The organism is Streptomyces odonnellii (assembly GCF_000981895.1).
Taxonomy (GTDB): domain Bacteria; phylum Actinomycetota; class Actinomycetes; order Streptomycetales; family Streptomycetaceae; genus Streptomyces; species Streptomyces odonnellii.
The window spans coordinates 1-16,483 of the sequence record NZ_LATD01000103.1 but is presented as its reverse complement, the minus strand read 5'-3'; the positions used below and the strand labels follow the sequence as shown (position 1 = coordinate 16,483).

Annotated in this window: 17 protein-coding genes and 1 riboswitch; of the genes, 10 read left to right on the top strand and 7 right to left on the bottom strand. The window is 70.4% G+C overall.

Annotated features, from left to right (window positions below; genetic code table 11):
• The 7 genes from WH07_RS11785 to WH07_RS11755 form a co-directional block, all read left to right on the top strand.
• Positions 1–925: UbiA prenyltransferase family protein (locus WH07_RS11785; protein ID WP_046499108.1), on the top strand; the 925-nt coding region annotated here is incomplete at its 5' end.
• A gap of 67 nt (positions 926–992) precedes the next feature.
• Positions 993–2,021 carry a glycosyltransferase family 2 protein gene (locus WH07_RS11780; protein ID WP_232788830.1) on the top strand — a complete coding sequence of 343 codons (1,029 nt, stop codon included), beginning with the start codon at positions 993–995 and terminating at the stop codon, positions 2,019–2,021.
• Positions 2,018–3,262: an endonuclease/exonuclease/phosphatase family protein gene (locus tag WH07_RS11775; protein ID WP_046499106.1), complete on the top strand. Its 1,245-nt coding sequence runs from the start codon at positions 2,018–2,020 to the stop codon at positions 3,260–3,262. The genes WH07_RS11780 and WH07_RS11775 overlap by 4 nt, the downstream gene beginning before the upstream one ends.
• The gene (locus WH07_RS11770; protein ID WP_046499104.1) at positions 3,259–4,323 is read left to right on the top strand and encodes a glycosyltransferase family 2 protein; all 1,065 of its coding nucleotides are present in this window, start codon (positions 3,259–3,261) and stop codon (positions 4,321–4,323) included. The genes WH07_RS11775 and WH07_RS11770 overlap by 4 nt, the downstream gene beginning before the upstream one ends.
• Complete coding sequence (locus tag WH07_RS11765) at positions 4,320–5,306, top strand: lysylphosphatidylglycerol synthase domain-containing protein (protein ID WP_052744334.1); 987 nt, start codon at positions 4,320–4,322, stop codon at positions 5,304–5,306. Before WH07_RS11770 ends, WH07_RS11765 begins: the two co-directional genes overlap by 4 nt.
• Positions 5,299–6,009 (top strand): polysaccharide deacetylase family protein, encoded by a 711-nt coding sequence (locus WH07_RS11760; protein ID WP_079023152.1) that lies wholly within the window; start codon positions 5,299–5,301, stop codon positions 6,007–6,009. The genes WH07_RS11765 and WH07_RS11760 overlap by 8 nt, the downstream gene beginning before the upstream one ends.
• 358 nt (positions 6,010–6,367) lie before the next feature.
• A riboswitch (cyclic di-AMP (ydaO/yuaA leader) is annotated at positions 6,368–6,522 on the top strand.
• Positions 6,523–6,526: 4 nt separating this feature from the next.
• The gene (locus WH07_RS11755) at positions 6,527–7,378 is read left to right on the top strand and encodes a transglycosylase SLT domain-containing protein (RefSeq protein WP_046499101.1); all 852 of its coding nucleotides are present in this window, start codon (positions 6,527–6,529) and stop codon (positions 7,376–7,378) included.
• A gap of 142 nt (positions 7,379–7,520) precedes the next feature.
• Here WH07_RS11755 and WH07_RS11750 read toward each other — a convergent pair whose 3' ends face one another.
• Positions 7,521–8,183, bottom strand: coding sequence for a ScbR family autoregulator-binding transcription factor (locus WH07_RS11750; RefSeq protein ID WP_046499099.1), 663 nt, complete (start codon positions 8,181–8,183; stop codon positions 7,521–7,523).
• A gap of 174 nt (positions 8,184–8,357) precedes the next feature.
• Here WH07_RS11750 and WH07_RS11745 point away from each other — a divergent pair, with 174 nt between their 5' ends.
• The 3 genes from WH07_RS11745 (at position 8,358) to WH07_RS11735 (ending at position 10,841) form a co-directional block, all read left to right on the top strand.
• Positions 8,358–9,347: an AfsA-related hotdog domain-containing protein gene (locus tag WH07_RS11745; RefSeq protein ID WP_046499097.1), complete on the top strand. Its 990-nt coding sequence runs from the start codon at positions 8,358–8,360 to the stop codon at positions 9,345–9,347.
• A 227-nt stretch (positions 9,348–9,574) separates the two neighbouring features.
• A complete protein-coding gene (locus tag WH07_RS11740; RefSeq protein ID WP_046499095.1) occupies positions 9,575–10,288 on the top strand; it encodes an HAD family hydrolase in 714 nt (237 codons plus the stop codon).
• 136 nt (positions 10,289–10,424) lie between these two features.
• Complete coding sequence (locus WH07_RS11735) at positions 10,425–10,841, top strand: hypothetical protein (protein ID WP_052744333.1); 417 nt, start codon at positions 10,425–10,427, stop codon at positions 10,839–10,841.
• A 99-nt stretch (positions 10,842–10,940) separates the two neighbouring features.
• Here WH07_RS11735 and WH07_RS11730 read toward each other — a convergent pair whose 3' ends face one another.
• The 6 genes from WH07_RS11730 to WH07_RS11705 form a co-directional block, all read right to left on the bottom strand.
• Positions 10,941–11,804, bottom strand: a complete 864-nt coding sequence (locus tag WH07_RS11730; protein ID WP_232788829.1) for a ferritin-like domain-containing protein — start codon at positions 11,802–11,804, stop codon at positions 10,941–10,943.
• Entirely contained in the window at positions 11,801–12,493 is a 693-nt protein-coding gene (locus WH07_RS11725; RefSeq protein WP_046499091.1) for a ferritin-like domain-containing protein, read from the bottom strand. Before WH07_RS11725 ends, WH07_RS11730 begins: the two co-directional genes overlap by 4 nt.
• A 293-nt stretch (positions 12,494–12,786) precedes the next feature.
• Positions 12,787–13,740 (bottom strand): carbohydrate ABC transporter permease, encoded by a 954-nt coding sequence (locus tag WH07_RS11720; protein WP_079023151.1) that lies wholly within the window; start codon positions 13,738–13,740, stop codon positions 12,787–12,789.
• The gene (locus WH07_RS11715; RefSeq protein ID WP_046499090.1) at positions 13,737–14,723 is read right to left on the bottom strand and encodes a carbohydrate ABC transporter permease; all 987 of its coding nucleotides are present in this window, start codon (positions 14,721–14,723) and stop codon (positions 13,737–13,739) included. The genes WH07_RS11720 and WH07_RS11715 overlap by 4 nt, the downstream gene beginning before the upstream one ends.
• A gap of 176 nt (positions 14,724–14,899) precedes the next feature.
• Positions 14,900–16,144 carry a sugar ABC transporter substrate-binding protein gene (locus WH07_RS11710; protein ID WP_046499088.1) on the bottom strand — a complete coding sequence of 415 codons (1,245 nt, stop codon included), beginning with the start codon at positions 16,142–16,144 and terminating at the stop codon, positions 14,900–14,902.
• A gap of 155 nt (positions 16,145–16,299) precedes the next feature.
• The coding region (locus WH07_RS11705) for a substrate-binding domain-containing protein (RefSeq protein WP_046499085.1) at positions 16,300–16,483 on the bottom strand (184 nt) is incomplete at its 5' end.

The following is a 16,483-nucleotide window of genomic DNA, read 5'->3' as shown; positions in this document are numbered from 1 at the left end:
CGCCACCCCCGTCGCCGCCCCGCCGACGTCCGTCGACCGGCGGGCGGGCCCGATGCGCCGCGCCCTGCGCATCCCCGGCGCGCTGCTGCGGCTGTCCCGGCCCTACCAGTGGGCCAAGAACCCCGTCGTCATCGCCCTGCCCGCGGTCTTTCTGCACCGCTGGACGCCGGGCGCGCTCGGATCGGTGCTCTGGGCCACCGCACTCTTCACTCTCGCGTCGGTCGCCGTCTACACCCTCAACGACATCGTCGACCGGGAGCGCGACCGGCTCAATCCCAGCAAACGGCACCGGCCTCTGGCGTCGGGCGAACTGCCGGTCGCCGTCGCCTGGACGTATCTCGCCGTGGTCTGCGCGGCGCTGGCCGCGGGGATCGTCCTCGCCTCGCCGGAGCGCGCCTGGCCGGTCCCGGCCTATCTCGTACTCAACCTCGCCTACAGCTACCGCCTCAAGCATCTCGCGCTGGTGGACGCCTTCGCGGTCGCCGGGGGCTTTGTCCTGCGTGCCGTCCAGGGCTATCTGGCGCTCGGCGCGCGCCCGTCGCCATGGCTGCTGCTCGCGGTGCTGACGATGTGTCTGCTGCTGGCCTTCGGCAAGCGCCGCAGGGAGCTGCTCGATGTCTCCCGGGACCACCGGCCGGCCCTGGCCGGCTACTCCGTACAGTTCATCGACTACCTGATCATGGTGAGCGCGGCCCTGTCCGCCATGGCGTTCGGGATCTTCCTGATGGCCGATCCGAACCACAACGGAGCGGCGACCGCCCTGGTCTTCCTCACCCTGGGCATCTCCCTGTTCGCCCTCTTCCGCTACCTGCAGCTCCTGGTGGTGGGCAACGGCGGCGCCGATCCCGTACGGACGCTCTTCCGCGACCGGCTGCTGATCGGATCCGGAGTGCTGTGGATAGGGATCTTCGTCACCCTGTCCTGACCGCCGGTGTCTCAACTCCCTTTCAGGCCACGGAACATGAACGTGGACGACAGAGAAGGAAGATTTCGTGGAAGACCCCATGGTGTCGCTGATCATCCCGAACTACAACTACGCCCGGTCCCTGGGTCTGTCCATCCGCTCCGCCCAGGAGCAGGACTACCCGAACATGGAGATCATCGTTGTCGACGACTGCAGCACCGACGGCTCCGAGGCGATCGCCCGGTCCCTGGGCGTCACCGTACTGAGCACGGGCACCAACAGCGGTGTCGCCGTCGCCCGCAACACCGGAGCCGCCCACGCCTCCGGCCAGATCCTCTTCTTCCTCGACTCGGACGTGGCGCTACGGCCGGGCGCCGTGTCGGCGGCGGTCGAACTGTTACGGGACGAACCCGGCATCGGGGCCGTGTGCGGCATGTACGAGCCGGAGCCGCTGATCCGCGACAGCCTGGTCGAGGAGTGCCGCTGCCTCCAGGCGTACTACTGGCGGACCAGCTCCGAGGGCACGGTCAGCTTCCTGATCTCCGCGATGTGCGCCATGCGGGTCGAGGTCTTCGAGGCGGTCGGCCCGTTCAACCCGAATCTGCGGCAGACCGAGGAGGTCGACTACGGGCAGCGGCTCACCCAGAAGTACGACCTGCTGCTCACCCCCGCCATCCGGGGCTCGCACGACGACGACTCCGAACTGGTGCCGCTGATACGGAAGATATTCACCCGCGGACGGCTCCGGGTCCCGCTGTACGCGCAGCGGCGCAAGTTCGCCAAGGGATTCGAGACCGCCTCCCGGTCCTGGGCGAGCCTCGCCTCGCTGCTGGGCGTGGTGTCGCTGGCTGCGCCCGCCGTCCTGGGGCCGGTGGCCTGGGCGCTGCCGGTGCTGCTGTTCGCCGCCGTGATCGGTCTCGACTTCGGCATGTACCGCTTTGTCGCCGGGCGGCGCGGGCCCCTGTTCCTGCTCGGCTTCATCGGCGTACAGCTCGTCTTCAATCTCACGGTCGCGGTGGGGGTGGCGTTCGGAGCGGCGCACTGGCTGCTGTCCCCCGCCTTCCGGCGCCTGTACGAGCGCGAGTCCGCGCCCTCCTCACCGGCGGCGGCGCTGTGAGCGCCACCCGCCCGCCGGCCTCCCGGCCCGCCGTCGATGCCGAGCCGGAGCCGGGCACCGCGTCCGGGCTCGCCGCAGTGATACCACCCGCCCCGGCGGCACGCCCCCGGTGGAGCCGCCCCGCCCGCGCACTGGTGGCTCTGGCCGTCCTGTGGGCGTGCTTCACCGTCCTGCAACGCCTGCTCAGCGGCGAGTGGTGGGTCATGCTCGTCCCCGACCTGATGCCGCCCGTGGTCTTCCTGGCGGTGCCGGTGCTGCTGGCGGGGACGGCGTGTGCGGCAGGCGCGTGGAGATCCCGGGGGCGTACGGGTCGGCCGCCGGGCACCGGCCGGGCGGGATCCCGCCGTACCGCCGTCGTCCTGGTGTGCTGCCTCGCGCTGTTCTCCGCCGTGGTGAGCTGGCCGCGCAACGGCGTACGGCTCTCCGCGCTGGCCCAGGACGCCTCGGCCGCCACGGCGGGGGATCTCCGTATCGTCTCCTGGAACACCACCTGGTGGGGACAGGACGTCGACACCGAACGCTTCTGGGAGGTGCTCAAGGCCCAGCGCGCCGATGTCTATCTCCTCCAGGAGTATCTGCACGGGGTCGACTACAAGCAGGAGAACCTCCGCCCGGTCGACGATCTGGCCAGGATCCGCCGCGAGTTCCCCGGCTATCACGTCGTCTCGCGCGGCGAACTGATCACCCTGTCCCGCTATCCCGTGACCGGCTCGAAGCTGGTCGGTCCCGGCGCCGCCGTCGCCGGCCGGCCCGACGCGCCCTGGCTGGAGGTCTACCGGGCGGTCAAGACCCTCCGCGTCGACATCCGGGTGGGCGGCCGGCCCCTCTCGCTGTACAACGTGCACATCCCGGTACAGATCGACCCGGGCCCGCATCTCCTCTCGACCTCCGTCTTCGGGATGCTCCAGGACCGGCAGCGCAGCCGCAGCGCGCAGTTCGACGGTCTGGAGGACGAACTGCGCGAGCAGCGCGAGCGCGGTACGGCCCTGGTGGTCGCCGGGGACTTCAACAGCAGCCCGGCCATGGGCGAGCTGACCGAGCTGCGGAGCACCCTGCGCGACGCGGCGGACAGCGGCGGCGGCGTCTACCCCCGCACCTGGAACGAACTCGTACCCGTACTGGGGCTCTGGCGGCTCGACTGGGCCTTCACCACGGAGCCGGTCACCGTCGACCGGTACGCCCTCGACCGCATGGACGGCCTGTCCGACCATCGTGCCCAGATCCTGGAGGTGTCGCTGTGACCGGAACGGCCGCCGCACCGGACGCCGACGGCTCCCGCCCCTCCGCGCGGGTCTCCGTCGTCATCCCCAACTACAACTACGCCAGGACACTGGAGCTGTGCCTCGACTCGCTCGCGGCCCAGACCCTCCCGCCGTACGAGGTGATCGTCTCCGACGACGCGAGCACCGACGACTCCGTCGAGGTGGCACGCCGCTTCGACTGCCGGGTGCTGCGCGCCGAACGGAACGGTGGCGTCTCCGCGGCACGCAACGCCGGGGCGGCCGCCGCGCGCGGCGACATCCTGTTCTTCCTCGACTCGGACCAGGCACTGACCCCCGACTCCCTGGAGAACGCGGTCCGGCTGCTCGCGGAGGACCCGGGGCTGGGCTGTGTCCACGGCATCATCGCCGCCGAACCGCTCGTGGACGACGGCCCGGTGGAGTGGTACCGCACCCTGCACGCGCACCACTGGCGGCTCAAGGGCATCGGGCCGACGCCGACCGCGTTCTTCGCCGCGGCGGCCATGCCCCGCGAGGTCTTCGAGGAAGTCGGGGGATTCGAACCGGCGTTGCGCGACAGCGAGGACGTGGAGTACAGCGAACGGCTGTCCGCCCGGTACGCCATCCTGCTCACCGACCGGATCGTCGCGGCACACGACGAGGAGTACCGGCTCGGCCCGATGCTGCGCGAGCAGTTCCGCCGGGCCCAGTACCTGCTTCCGTTCGCCGCCGCGCACCGCCGCCGTCCCGGGGCGCTGCGCGCCAACAGCGCACTGGGGGTGGCCGCCGCGCTCCTCACCGCGGTCTCCGCCCCGGCCGCCGTCCTCTTTCCGGTGCTCGCGCCGGTTCCGGTGCTGGGGGTGGCCGTGTTCGCCGCCGCGGACCCGGCGCTGCTGGGGTTCGTCCGCCGCAAGCGGGGCGCGGGATTCCTGCCGCTGTTCATCGGCCTGCATCTCCTGGTCAACGTACAGATCGCGCTCGGTGCGGCGACCGGCTGGATACGCAGCCGGTTCGACCGTGACTTCGGTACGAGTGCGGGTCGCGCGCCCCGCCCGGCGCCCCTGGACGGGAGGACGGGATGAGCGAAGCCGTACGCACCGGCCGCCGCAGGTGGACCGCCGTGCTCCGTCCGCTGCTGGCGCTCGTCCTGGTGGGCGGTGCCGGGTACGGGATGTGGAGCGCGCTCAAGGGCAGCGGCTCCACCATTCAGGAGCTGCTCTCGCGTGACGGCGCCGCTCCCTGGCTGATCGGCTCCCTGCTCATCAACACCGCCGGACTGGCCCTCAGCATGGGCTCCTGGCGCGCCACCCTGACCAGTCTGGGATCGCCGCTTCCCTGGGGGCCCACCTTCCGGATCTTCGGAGGGACGGTTCTGGGCAAGTACCTGCCGGGACCGTTCTGGAGCGCCCTGGCCGGGGTGCATCTGGGGCGCCGCAGCGGTGTGGCGGCGAAGCGCATGATCGCCGCGTACGTACTCAACTCCGTGGTGGTGCTGCTGACCGCCGCGGTCGTGGGGGCCCTGGCCGGGCCCCGGGTCATGGGCGCGGGAGCCCTGTGGCTGCTGCCGGTGGCGGGAGTGCTGGCCGTACTGCTGTGGCGGCCGGGGATCATCGTACGGGCCGCCGCCTTCGCGGCCCGGATCCTGCGCCGGCCCGCGCCCGAACTGAGCGTGGCGGAAGGGCCGTTGCGTAAAGCGGTCGTTCTGGAGGTGCTGTCGTGGCTGGTCGGCGGCGCGCATCTGTGGATGATCGCGGTGGTGCTCGGGGCGCCGGTGGGCGGTTCGCTGGCGCTGTGCGTGGGCGGATTCGCGCTGGCCGCGGCGGCCGGGGCGGGAGCCCTGGTGGTCCCCGGCGGCGCCGGGGTCCGGGAGATCATCCTCATGGTGGTCCTGACGGTGGACCTGCCCTGGTCACAGGCGGGCGCGGCGGCCCTGGCGAGCCGGATCTGCTGCACGCTGACGGAGATCGTCGGTGCCGGGTTCGCCCTGCTGCTGGCCCGCTGGACACCGGGCGGCCGGGCCTCCGCGCCCGCCGCCCAGGTCGGGGAGGTGCCGAGCGGTGTCTGACCGGATACGCGCCCGTGCCGCGCAGGCGGCCTGGAGCCTGGTGCGCAGGACCGAGGCCCTGCGGCTCAGGGCCGGCGGCGGGGGACGACGGCTGCTGGCGAGCGGCCCGCTCTTCGGTGTCCCCGCCGACGGTCCGGGGCCGGCCGGGCCGCTCCCGGTGGCGCTGACCGTGGACGACGGTCCCCATCCCGAGTGGACGCCTCGGCTGCTGGATGTCCTCGAAGCACACGAGGTGCGGGCGACGTTCTTTGTGATCGGCGCGGAGGCCGCCCGCCATCCGGAGCTGCTGCGGCGCGTCCTGGCCGCAGGACACACGATCGGCAACCACTCCTTCCGTCACCCGCAGCCCTTCGCGGCCCTCCCGCCGGAGACGATCGTCCAGGAGATCCGGCGCACCCAGCAGGTGGTGTCGGACGAGACCGGGTTCACCCCGGTTCTCTTCCGCGCCCCGGCCGGCGGCTGGTCCCGTACGGTGCTGGGCGCGGCGCGTGACCAGGGGCTGTCGCCCGTCGACTGGACGGTGGACCCCAAGGACTGGCGCTCGCCGCCGGCGGCTCGTATCGCGCGGACCGTACGACGGGCGCGTGGCGGTGACATCGTGCTGTGCCACGACGGGGGAGGCGACCGGTCGGGGACCGTGGCCGCGCTCGACACCGCTCTGGCCGGACTGCGGTCGCGCGGTGTCGGGTTCGCACCGCTGTGATGACATGCACCCAGCCCGGCAGCTCGGCCTATTGTAATGATTTGTCCGATATCTTCCTCTGGTTCATTTATGGGATATTGAGTCAACTTGTCATCCTCTGTGTGGTGTTGTGATGTCAGGAATTCCATCGCCACCATGATGTGCGTCACATGGGCATGAGGGGCGGCTTCGGCCGCCTTCCCCATTTCGCTCACGGGGAAAGAGAGTTGAGTTCCCGGATGCCCTCCGGGTGACCCGCTCATTCTCGTACGGATTGGTTTCCCGGGGCGAGTTGTGAATTCAGGTCTTGTTTTTCTCCGGATGTTCCGCCTACGTTCACGTCAATCCGGACGGACCGCCGAATCCTGCCGTCGTCCGGAAACCGAACCCACTCATCCACGGCAGGAGCGGGGGACCCAGGTAAGTCGCCGGGCCGTAATCCGGACCGGCTAGGGGTGAAGCCGTGTGCACAGCGCGGCCGGGCATCTCCAGCCCGAACCCGACAGCTCACCTCGCAGGCGACGGAGAGGAATTCGTCATGCCCGCAAAGGCCAAGCACTGTCGTCCCAGAAGCAGTCCGTTCGCCCGTGGTTTCGCCGCAGTCGGCACAGGTGGTGCCGTACTCGCGCTCCCGTTCGTGGCCGCGACCGCCGCCCAGGCGGCACCCGCGCACAGCGCCGCCGAGGCCCCCCGCCCGCTCACCGGCACGCTCTCAGGAACATCGGAGAAGGGGAGCGCGGAGACCTACTCCGTGGTCGCGGGGGACTCGCTTTCCGGTATCGCGGCCGGGTATTCGGTGAGCGGCGGCTGGAAGAAGCTGTACGAGGACAACCGCGACGTCATCGGCGGAAATCCGGCGCTGATCCGCCCCGGTATGAAGCTCACCCTCGGAGCGCGGAGCGAGTCGCAGGAACCGGCCGGGTCCACCACCGCCGGAGAAGCCGTCTCCGCGACCGCCGACAACGCGACTACCGAGAACGCGACCGCCGAGAGTGCGACAGCCGAGAACGCGTCGGCCGATGCGGCCGGTACGGTCACCGAGGCCACCCCGGCGGCCGAGAAGACGTACACCGACGACCTCGACGGCTGGATCAAGGAATCGCTCGACGTCATGGCGGCCAATGGCATTCCCGGCAGCTACGACGGCATTTACCGCAACATCATGCGCGAGTCCTCGGGCAATCCGCAGGCCATCAACAACTGGGACTCCAACGCCGCCGCCGGAACGCCCTCCAAGGGCCTTCTCCAGGTCATCGACCCCACATTCCAGGCCTATCACGTGCCCGGTACGTCGATGGACAGTTTCGACCCCGTCGCCAACATCACCGCCGCGTGCAACTACGCGGCCGACAGGTACGGTTCGATCGACAATGTGAACGGTCCGTACTGACCGTACCGGCGTATCGGCCTACCGACGTACCGACGTACCGGCGAAATCCTGACGCGTTGTCGGGTCACGCACCATTGCCGGGCCGCTCAGAGACCCGCCCCGGCCGGGAATCGCGAAAGCGCTCCCGCCGGGGCGGGTCTCGTCATGTTCCGGTGGTTACGTCACCGGCCGCGCGCCCCCGCACCCGCGCCAGCAGCCCCGCCGGATCGGGGTGCGCCTGAAGGCCGTTCAGAAGCAGCAGCCACAGATCGTGCAGCCCTTCTTCGATCTGCCGCCGCCCGTCCAGCGCGTCGGACACGGTGTGCAGTCCGAAGAAGGCGCAGACGACTCCGTGCGCGGCGACCTTCGGGGTGATGCCATTCGCCAGTTCCCCCTCCTGCCGTGCTTCTTCGAGGAGTTGGGTGACCGTCTCCAGCCAGCCCACAAAAGGCTTGGGAAAAGTGGCGTCGATGGCGGCCCGTTCCGCCCAGAGCCGGGCACCGGCGCGGATGATGACATCGTCCCTGAACGCTCTCGCCACATCGAAACTCAGCGCCACCAGCCGTTCCAGCGCCGGGAATTCCGGCGAGCGATGGCGTTCGATCAGCTCGGGCCAGCTCGCGAAATGCGCCTCGACGACGGCCAGGGCGAGATTCTCCTTGCTGGCGTAGTGGAAGTAGATCGCTCCGCTGGTACGGCCGGACTGCTCGCTGATATCGCTGATGCTGGTCCCGGCGTAACCCCGCTCGTCGAACAGATGTGCCGCCGCTTCCAGCAGAAACCTCCGTGTCGTTTTCGCCCGAACCTGCTCCGCCCGAACCTGCACGTGTACTCCGGATTGCCGTTCCGTTACATGACTGCAGGCAATGTAGCGGCTTTTCCCGCCGTACGCGGCGGGCTTGCGGGGCCCGGTCCGGGGTGCGTACGGGCCCCGGACCGGCGTGAGTACAGGGCCCGGGACCGGGGTGCGCAACCGCGGGAATTGCGGTGTTCTTGTCGCATGGGCATATCGGTTGGCGACATCGCGCACGATGTCCGGCCGCTGTCCTGGTCGCGCACCGTCGCCCGCGAGATGGTGCACCGGGACTCCGTGGCCGAGGTGCTGCTCACTGACGTGCGGCGGGCACCGGACGGCGGATTCGAAGCCGCCGCGTCCTGGCCCCGGTCCCACCCGACCTTCCCCCGCGACGGCGCCGATCTGCACAGCCCGCTGGTGATCGTCGAAACACTGCGCCAGCTCGGGATCTATATCCCGCTCCGGTATTTCGATGTCCCGCCGACGATGCATCTCGTCATCACCGATCTTTTCTTCGAGACCGACTTCCGGGCGGAACCCCGGGCGCTCTCCGGTGCCACCGGGGTCCTCTGCCAGGTGCGGGTGGACGACATCCGCCGCGCCGCCGCCGACGGATCGATCACCGGTATGCGGCTCCATGTCTCCTTCTCGGCCTGCGGAATCGCGGCCCGTGGAGTCACGGCCTCCGGAGCGTCGACCCGCGCGATACCGCCCCACGGAATGGCCCACGGAATACCGTTCGCCCGGGCCGGCGGCGGTGCGCGGTTCCTGAATGACGCGCAGTACGAGTCGGTACGGGTCGGCCGTATGCGCCCGGCGCCGCCGGCCGGGACGAACGCGCGGACGCGCCCCGATGTCCGGGATCTGGGAGTGACCGGCGCGCACGATGTCGTCGTGGCGCTCGAAGGCCCAGCCGTTCTGGTCGACCCCGCCGATCCCCGGCACCCGTTCTTCTTCGACCACCCGACGGACCATGTCCCCGGCATCATGCTTCTGGAAGCCGCCCGCCAGGCCGTGGCCGTCTACAGCGGGGGCACTTTGCTGCGCCCCGCACGCGGCCGGCTCAAAGCAGCACGCTTTGTCGAACACAGTCCGCCTGCTCGAATTATGTGCGCGATCCACCACGACACCTGTGTGTTCCGTTTTCTGCAGGACGGCGAACAGAAGGCTTTTGGTGCCCTCTGCTACAGGTAAAAGCTCAAAATACTCTGCGGAATCACTTGACTACGAAGAGTTTTCCTCTCTAGCGTAGCGATCGTTATGTTCTTGGGTGGTCGCCTCAACCGGCCTTATCCATAAGGCCGCGACCGCCCGGATCGCGCCCGCCCGACAGCGGGTGACCAGCGTGCCCGCGGTGTGTTTCGCACCGTCGCGGCGGCCGGCGCTGCCGCTTACCGGGCTCTTCTGAACGGAACAATCGGATGACAGCTCATCGCATCCTTTCCTGGACCCCAGCGGCCATCGTCTTCGACTGCGACGGCACCCTCATGGACACCGAACGCCACTGGCAGGACGCCCGAATTCAGGCGCTCCGCGAGTACGGTTTCGCCCCCCTGCCGGGCTTCGCCGAGCGCGCCAAAGGGCTGCACTACACCGAATGCGGCCGCCTCATGGCCGAAGAGGCGGGACACCCGGAACTCGCCGAGGACATGACCGATCTGCTGCTCGGGCACTTCCGCGCCCTGGTGGCCGACAATCCGCTCACCATGCCCGGCGCCCGCCAACTGGTCGAGGAATCAAGCGAGTTGGCTCCGCTCGCCGTCGCCAGCAACTGTCCGAGGGAAGTCGTCGAATCCTGCCTCGGCACCGCGGGTCTGCTCGACCGCTTCGACCACATCGTCGTACCGGAGGGCGGGCTCAGACCCAAGCCGCACCCGGACGTCTATCTGACCGCCGCACGGCTGTGCGGCGCCGAGCCCGTCGACACCCTGGCGGTCGAGGACTCCTCCTGCGGAATCCGCTCCGCCGCGCAGGCCGGCATGCGGGTCGTGGGCGTAGGGCCCTGGCCGGGGGAGGAGACCGTGGCGCTGGTGGACATCTGGGTCCGCTCGCTGAACGAACCGGAGGTGCGTGGCTGGACCGGCGCCCGCGTACCCGTCCAGGTCTCCTTCGACATCATGCCCGCCGCCGGCTGACCCGCGGCCCTCGGGGCGCCACCCTCGGAGCGCGAGACCCTCAGAATCCCGGAACTCGCCCTCCCGGGGAAACGGCCTACCATGAGTCCGATGGGGCATATCCGCCCAAAGTCACCGCACAGAGAGTGGCCATCGGATGGACGAGGAACGCGCCGGCCGTCTCGTATCCTCACTGCGGGCCCGGGGAGTCATGGCCCATATGGCCCACCTGGGCGTCTATCAGTGCGGTGTGCAGATCGTGCTCATCGAGGGCGGTGAGGCGATCTGGGACATGGACGAGGTGCTGGGCCTGCGGGCGGAGGTCGTGGAGGACGGGGTCCTCGTCGGATTCGTACCGCACGTGCGGGGCTCCGAGACCTTCACCGAGGAACAGCTCGTCGACGTGATCGCCACCACCCAGTACGACAAGGAGGCACTGCGTACCCCGGCGGACGACGGCCCGGGACCGTATCTCGACGAGGACCCCCCGTACCGCGGGTCCGGTCCCGTGCTTCCCTCGCGCGGCTACCGCCGCAGACTCCGGCTCCCCTGGCGGCCCCGGCGCCCGGGATAGCGGCGGCGGTGCCCGCGCCGCGACCGGACACCGCGGCCGTCGCGTGCCCGCCACCGGGCACGCGACCGGACCGCCCGCGCGGCTCGCGGCTCGCGGCTCTCAGACCGTCAGAAGGCCCGGCGTCGCCGCCATGTCCTCGGGCAGGAAGGCGTCCGGTACCGGGTACTGGCCGAGGACGAAGCGCAGGACGGAGGCGTGCATAGCCTCGACGGGTGCGATGGTGGCAGCGGTCTCGATACCGCCCCGGCTCTTGCCGTGGTAGACGGCGGAGAGATAGGTCTGCGCGGCCTGCTCCTCCAGTTGCAGGGCGAGTTTGGCGGCGTCGTCGACGGTGGCGGCCCGGTCCAGCGCGGTGGTGACCGCCCGCTGGTTGGACAGCGGCACATCGGTGACGACGGGCTTGCCCGCGGCGGTCAGCGCCTCGTTCCAGGCCTTGGCGTGGTCGATGTGGTGGGCCATCGCCATGGTGACGAAAGTCGACACGGCGGGCGGTACGGCACCGAACTTCTCGGCCCCCGCGGCGGCCAGGATCGATCCGTACGCCCCCACCGCCTGGTTCTCCAGGGCCGCCGACAGCGCGACGAACCGCAGCTCGGCGGTGTACATGACCGTGTCCACGGCCGGCCGGGGCGGGAGGGCCTCGGAGGGCCCGTCGTGTGGCGGGAGGCCCTTCTCGTCGGTTCCGGTGCTGGAGCAGGCGGTCAGCAGGAAGGCCGCTCCGAGGCCACCGGCGGTCAGCAGGAAACGTCGGCGCCCCGCGTCCACCGGCCCGTCCTGCGCGAGGCCTCCCGGACTTCCCGGCGGGCTCGCCTGCCCCAGTTCCCTGATCCGCTCGCCGAGCTCCGCCGCGCTCGTACGCATCGCGGGCAGCGTCTCCCGGTGCGCCTCCTCCATGTCCTTGGTGAGGCCGCTCAGCTCGCTCTCACCGATGGGCAGCTCCCAGCCGCCTCGCGCACGCCTCACAGCACCGCTCCTTCGGACATCGGCCGGGCGTTGGCCGTCGCCTGGAACACATCGGGGATCCCCGCGCTCCCCAGGGCCGCCGGCAGCCTCGGGGCGTCCGTCGGGATCTCGACCAGGTTCTCGTGACCCGAGGCGAGCAGGGACTGCACGGCCAGCAGCGTCGCGCGGTGCTGGGCCTCGACCGGCGCGACCGACGCGAAGAGCCGCCGCACCCGCGTGTCACGGACCTGGCCCACATACTTGGTGAAGGTCCGCGCGGCCATGTCCTCCAGCGACGCGGACAGCTTGATCACATCCACCGGGTTCCTCGCGGACGACAGGGTCCGCCTGACCATGTCCCCGTACTGCTCGTCGGGCCGGGTCTGCTCCTTGCCGCCCGCCTTGACGGCGGCGGCGTTGAACGCCTTGGCGTGTTCCTGGTGCTGCTGGACGGTGGTGGCGATGAACTCGGCGACCGTCTTGGTGCCGTTCTTGATGAACGGCAGCCCGGCGGCCGTACGGTAGACGCTCACCGCGAGATGCTCCAGGGCCGCCGCCGTCTGCAGCGCCATGACGTCCTTCTTCGCGGCTTCGTCCGCGGCGGCGTCCTTCAGCACACGCTCGGTGATCCTGACGGCGTCGCCGCTCATGTCCCGCGACCGCTCGGTCCGTTCCTTCAGCAGTCGGGTGTCGATGTGCTCCGCGCGCATCACGCTCCCTCTCTACTCGGTGCCTGTGTCCGGCGCCCGCGGCTGCGCGGGCACTGTCATCGACACATTCGCGAGGGGGCGGCCGGTCGCCCGCCGACCGCACCGGCGGCCGGAGGGTGTTTCACCTCATCGGCCGAGCGGCACGGGTGCTGGTACGAGGCGGCGGTACGAGGCGATGAGAGAGGGCACGAGCGGGCGGTACGAGGGTGGCGCGAGGCGGGCGGCAGACGCCGGGGCCCGGCGGCGACTCCCCGCCGGGCCCCGGCCCGTACCACCCGCTCACCGGCCCGTGCTCACTCCTTGACCGCGCCCGCGTTCGCGCCGTTGACGAAGTAGCGCTGGAAGCAGAAGAACAGCGCGGCCACCGGAAGCGTGGACAGCAGCGCGGCGGCCAGCTTCAGCGGATACTGCGTACCGCCGCCGAGGCCGCCCGAGACAAAGCGGGCCAGGCCCGTGGTGAGCGTCTCGTACTGGCCGGACTGGGTGGCGACGAGGAAGTGGGTGAACTCGTTCCACGACCCCTGGAACGACAGGATCGTCAGGGTGATCAGCGCGGGCCTGGCCATCGGCAGGACGACGGACCAGAAGATACGGAACACCCCCGCGCCGTCCACCCGCGCGGCCTCCTCGACCTCGCGGGGCACCGACTCGAAGAACTGCTTCATGATGAAGATGCCCGCCGCGTCCACCAGCAGCGGCAGGATCATGGCCGTATAGGTGTCGAAGATCCCGAAGGTGTTGAGCACCAGGAACTTGGGGATCAGCAGCGCCACCCCCGGCACCGCCATGATCGCGAGGACGAAGCCGAACAGCAGCCCACGGCCCGGGAAGCGCAGCCGCGCCAGCGCATACCCCGCCATCGAGTCGAACAGCACCCGCCCGGCGGTCACCAGCACCGCCACCAGCGCCGAATTGCCCAGCCAGCGCAGGAACGGCACCCCGTCCGCTGCCTGGCTCAGCCCGAACAGCCGCTGATAGGCGGCGGTCGTCGGAGTGGCCGGCAGCAGGGAGAGCGGATGGGACGCGGCGTCCGGATCGGTCTTGAAGCCCGTCACCAACTGGAGCGCGAACGGCAGCAGATAGAGCAGGCCCATCCCCGCCACCAGGGCGTACCCCAGCACCCGCGCGGGGACCGGGAACCGTGGCAGTACGGGCCGCCCCTGTCCACGCGGGGCGCGCTTGCGGGACCCCCGCCCGGCCCGGTCGCTTCCGGTCCGCTCGGGCACGGCCGTACCGGTGGCGCTCATCGGTTCCTCCTCGTACGCGCGCCGCGCTCCCGCAGCGCCCAGCGCTGGAAGGCGGTCAGACAGAGGATCAGGGCGAGCAGGATGAACGCGATCGCCGCGCCCTGCCCGAAGTCCGCGTTGTCGAAGCCCGCCGAGTACGACAGGAAGGCGGGGGTCAGCGTCGTGTTGCCCGGCGCGCCCTGGCCCATCACATACACCTGGTCGAAGACCTGCCAGGTGGAGATCAGCCCCAGGGTGAGCACCAGGAACAGCACGGGACGCAGCGCGGGCAGCGTCACGTACCGCAGGAGCTGGCGGCGGTCGGCCCCTTCCAGGGCGGCGGCCTCCTCCAGCTCGCGCGGGATGTCCTGGAGCGCCGCGAGGAAGATCAGCATGAAGGTGCCCGAAGTGGTCCAGACGGACAGCAGGATGATCGTGCACATCGCGACCGAGGGCCCCGACAGCCACTCGAACCACGGGAGTCCCATGAAGGAGTGGTCCGCCAGCACCCCGGAGGGATGCTCGGGATCGACGATCCCCAGACCGCCCAGGATCAGCGAGAGCACTCCGCGCGGATCGGCGAACCAGTTCGGTCCCTTCACCCCGATCCACGACAGCAGGGAGTTGACCGCCCCGCTGCCCTGGAACAGGAAGAGGAAGACCGTGGAGACGGCGATGGAGCTGGTGACCGAGGGGAAGAAGAAGGCCGTACGGAGAGCGCCGCGCCCGCGCAGCACCTTCTGGTTGACGACCAGGGCCAGGCCCAGCGCCAGTACGGTCTGGAGCGGCACGGTCAGCAGCACGTAGTACGCGTTGTTGCGCAGGGCGGTCGCGAAGAGCGTGCGGTCGAGACCGTCCTCGGTGAGCAGCGCCCGGTAGTTGTCCAGGCCCACGAAGTCGGCCTGTCCCGAGAACGGGTTGGACTGCCCGTTCCAGCGCAGCAGGCTCACCCACAGCGCCATCAGGATCGGCAGGACCAGGAACAGCCCGAGGACCAGCACCATGGGGCTGACGAACAGCCAGCCCCAGGCGCCCTCCCCGCGACGGCCCGCGCGGGTGGCGCGGGCCGTCGCGGGCGTACCGGGTCCGCCGGATGCGCTGTCAGGTGCGCCCGGTCTGCCGGTAGCGCGGGGGGTGCGGCGCGCACGGGGCGCGCGCATCGTGCGGAGGGACATCGGGCTCAGTTGCCCTTCGCGATGGCCTGTTCGCCGTTGCGCTGGAGGTCGGCGAGGATCTTCTTCGGGTCGGCGGTGCGCAGCGACTGGAGCTCGGTGTTGAACTGGCTCAGCACCTTGTCGAAGCCGGCGATCGTCACCGGGCCCTGCGCGTAGGCGCTGCCGTCCACCCAGGCCTTGGCCGCCGGGAACTGCTGGGCGTACGTGGCGAGCGCGCTGGTCCGCGACGGCATCACACCGAACGCGTCGGCGAACGCGAGCTGCTGGTCCGCGCTGGTGAGGGTCTTCACCAGATCGACGCTCGCCTCGCGGTGCGCGCTGTCGGCGGCGACGCCCCAGCAGTTGCTGAAGGCGAGGGTGCCCTGGCCGGCCGGGCCCGCGGGCAGCGGCGCCACGGCGTACTTGACGTCCGGGTAGTCGAGCTTCATACCGCCGTCGAGCCAGTTGCCCTCGATGGTCATGGCGGCCTTGCCCTTGCCCAGCGCCTCGCCGCCCCAGCTCGTGTCCACGTTCTTGGCGAACTTCATGGAGCCGGACTTGAGCAGGGACTGGACGAAGGAGAGCCCCTCGGCGTTCTCGGGGGAGTCGGCGGTCATGGTCTTCTGGTCGGCGTCGGTGACCCAGCCGCCCGCCTGCTTCATGAAGACGCCCAGACGCTGGTACTCGTCGCTGGTGACCAGGCCGGTGACGCCGTCGCGGGTGAGCTTGCCGGCGACGGTCCTCAGGTCCTCCCAGGTCTTCGGGTAGTCCTTCTCCGTCAGACCGGCCTTCGCCCACAGATCGGTGTTGATGGCGAGACCGAGGGTGGAGGTGTCCTTGGGCAGACAGACCAGCTTGCCGTCGTAGCTGAACGACGAGCGGAGCTGCTGCGAGAAGTCGTCGGCGTCGGATATCTGGTCGCCGTACGGGTAGAGCGAGCCGCCCTTGGCGTAGTTCGCGAACTGGTCCGAGTTGACGTAGAAGACGTCCGGCGGCTTGTGCCCGGCGAAGGCCTGGGCGAGCTGCTGGTTCATGTCCTTGGCGACCTCGACGGTCACGGTGTTGCCGGACTTCTTCGCGTACGCGGCGGCCGCGGCCTTCACCGCCCCGGTCTCGGCGTCCCCCGAGGTGGCGATGAGTACGGTCAGGTTCTGCTTGGCGGCCTTGTCCTGGGCCGGCTCCTTGCTGTCGTCGAAATTGGACGAACAGCCGGTGGCGGCCAGCAGCGCCGCGCAGGTGGCGAGTGCGGCGACGGCCGTGCGGGTGACCATGAATTCCTCCTGAAAGGGATGAAACGTGCGGCTCAGCGGCCCGGGGAGGGCGAGCTGTCAATCAATGGGCCGGCGGCCGGGCGGAGTCGTGGTGGTACGAGGGCTCCGGCGGCGGCGAGTGCGGGGGGTGGGGCGGTGGGCGGGGGGGCGGGCGCTCAGCCGGCTAACGCGGGTGTGCTGTCCCGGACGACGAGCGAGGGTTCGAGCAGGACGCGCTCGGGCGGGGCGTCCGGGGCGGCCCTCCGGGCCAGCAGCAGCCGGACGCACTCGCGGCCGACGGCTTCCAGCGGCTGGGCGACGGTGGACAGGCCGGGCGACAGGAGCGCGGCGGTCGGCGAG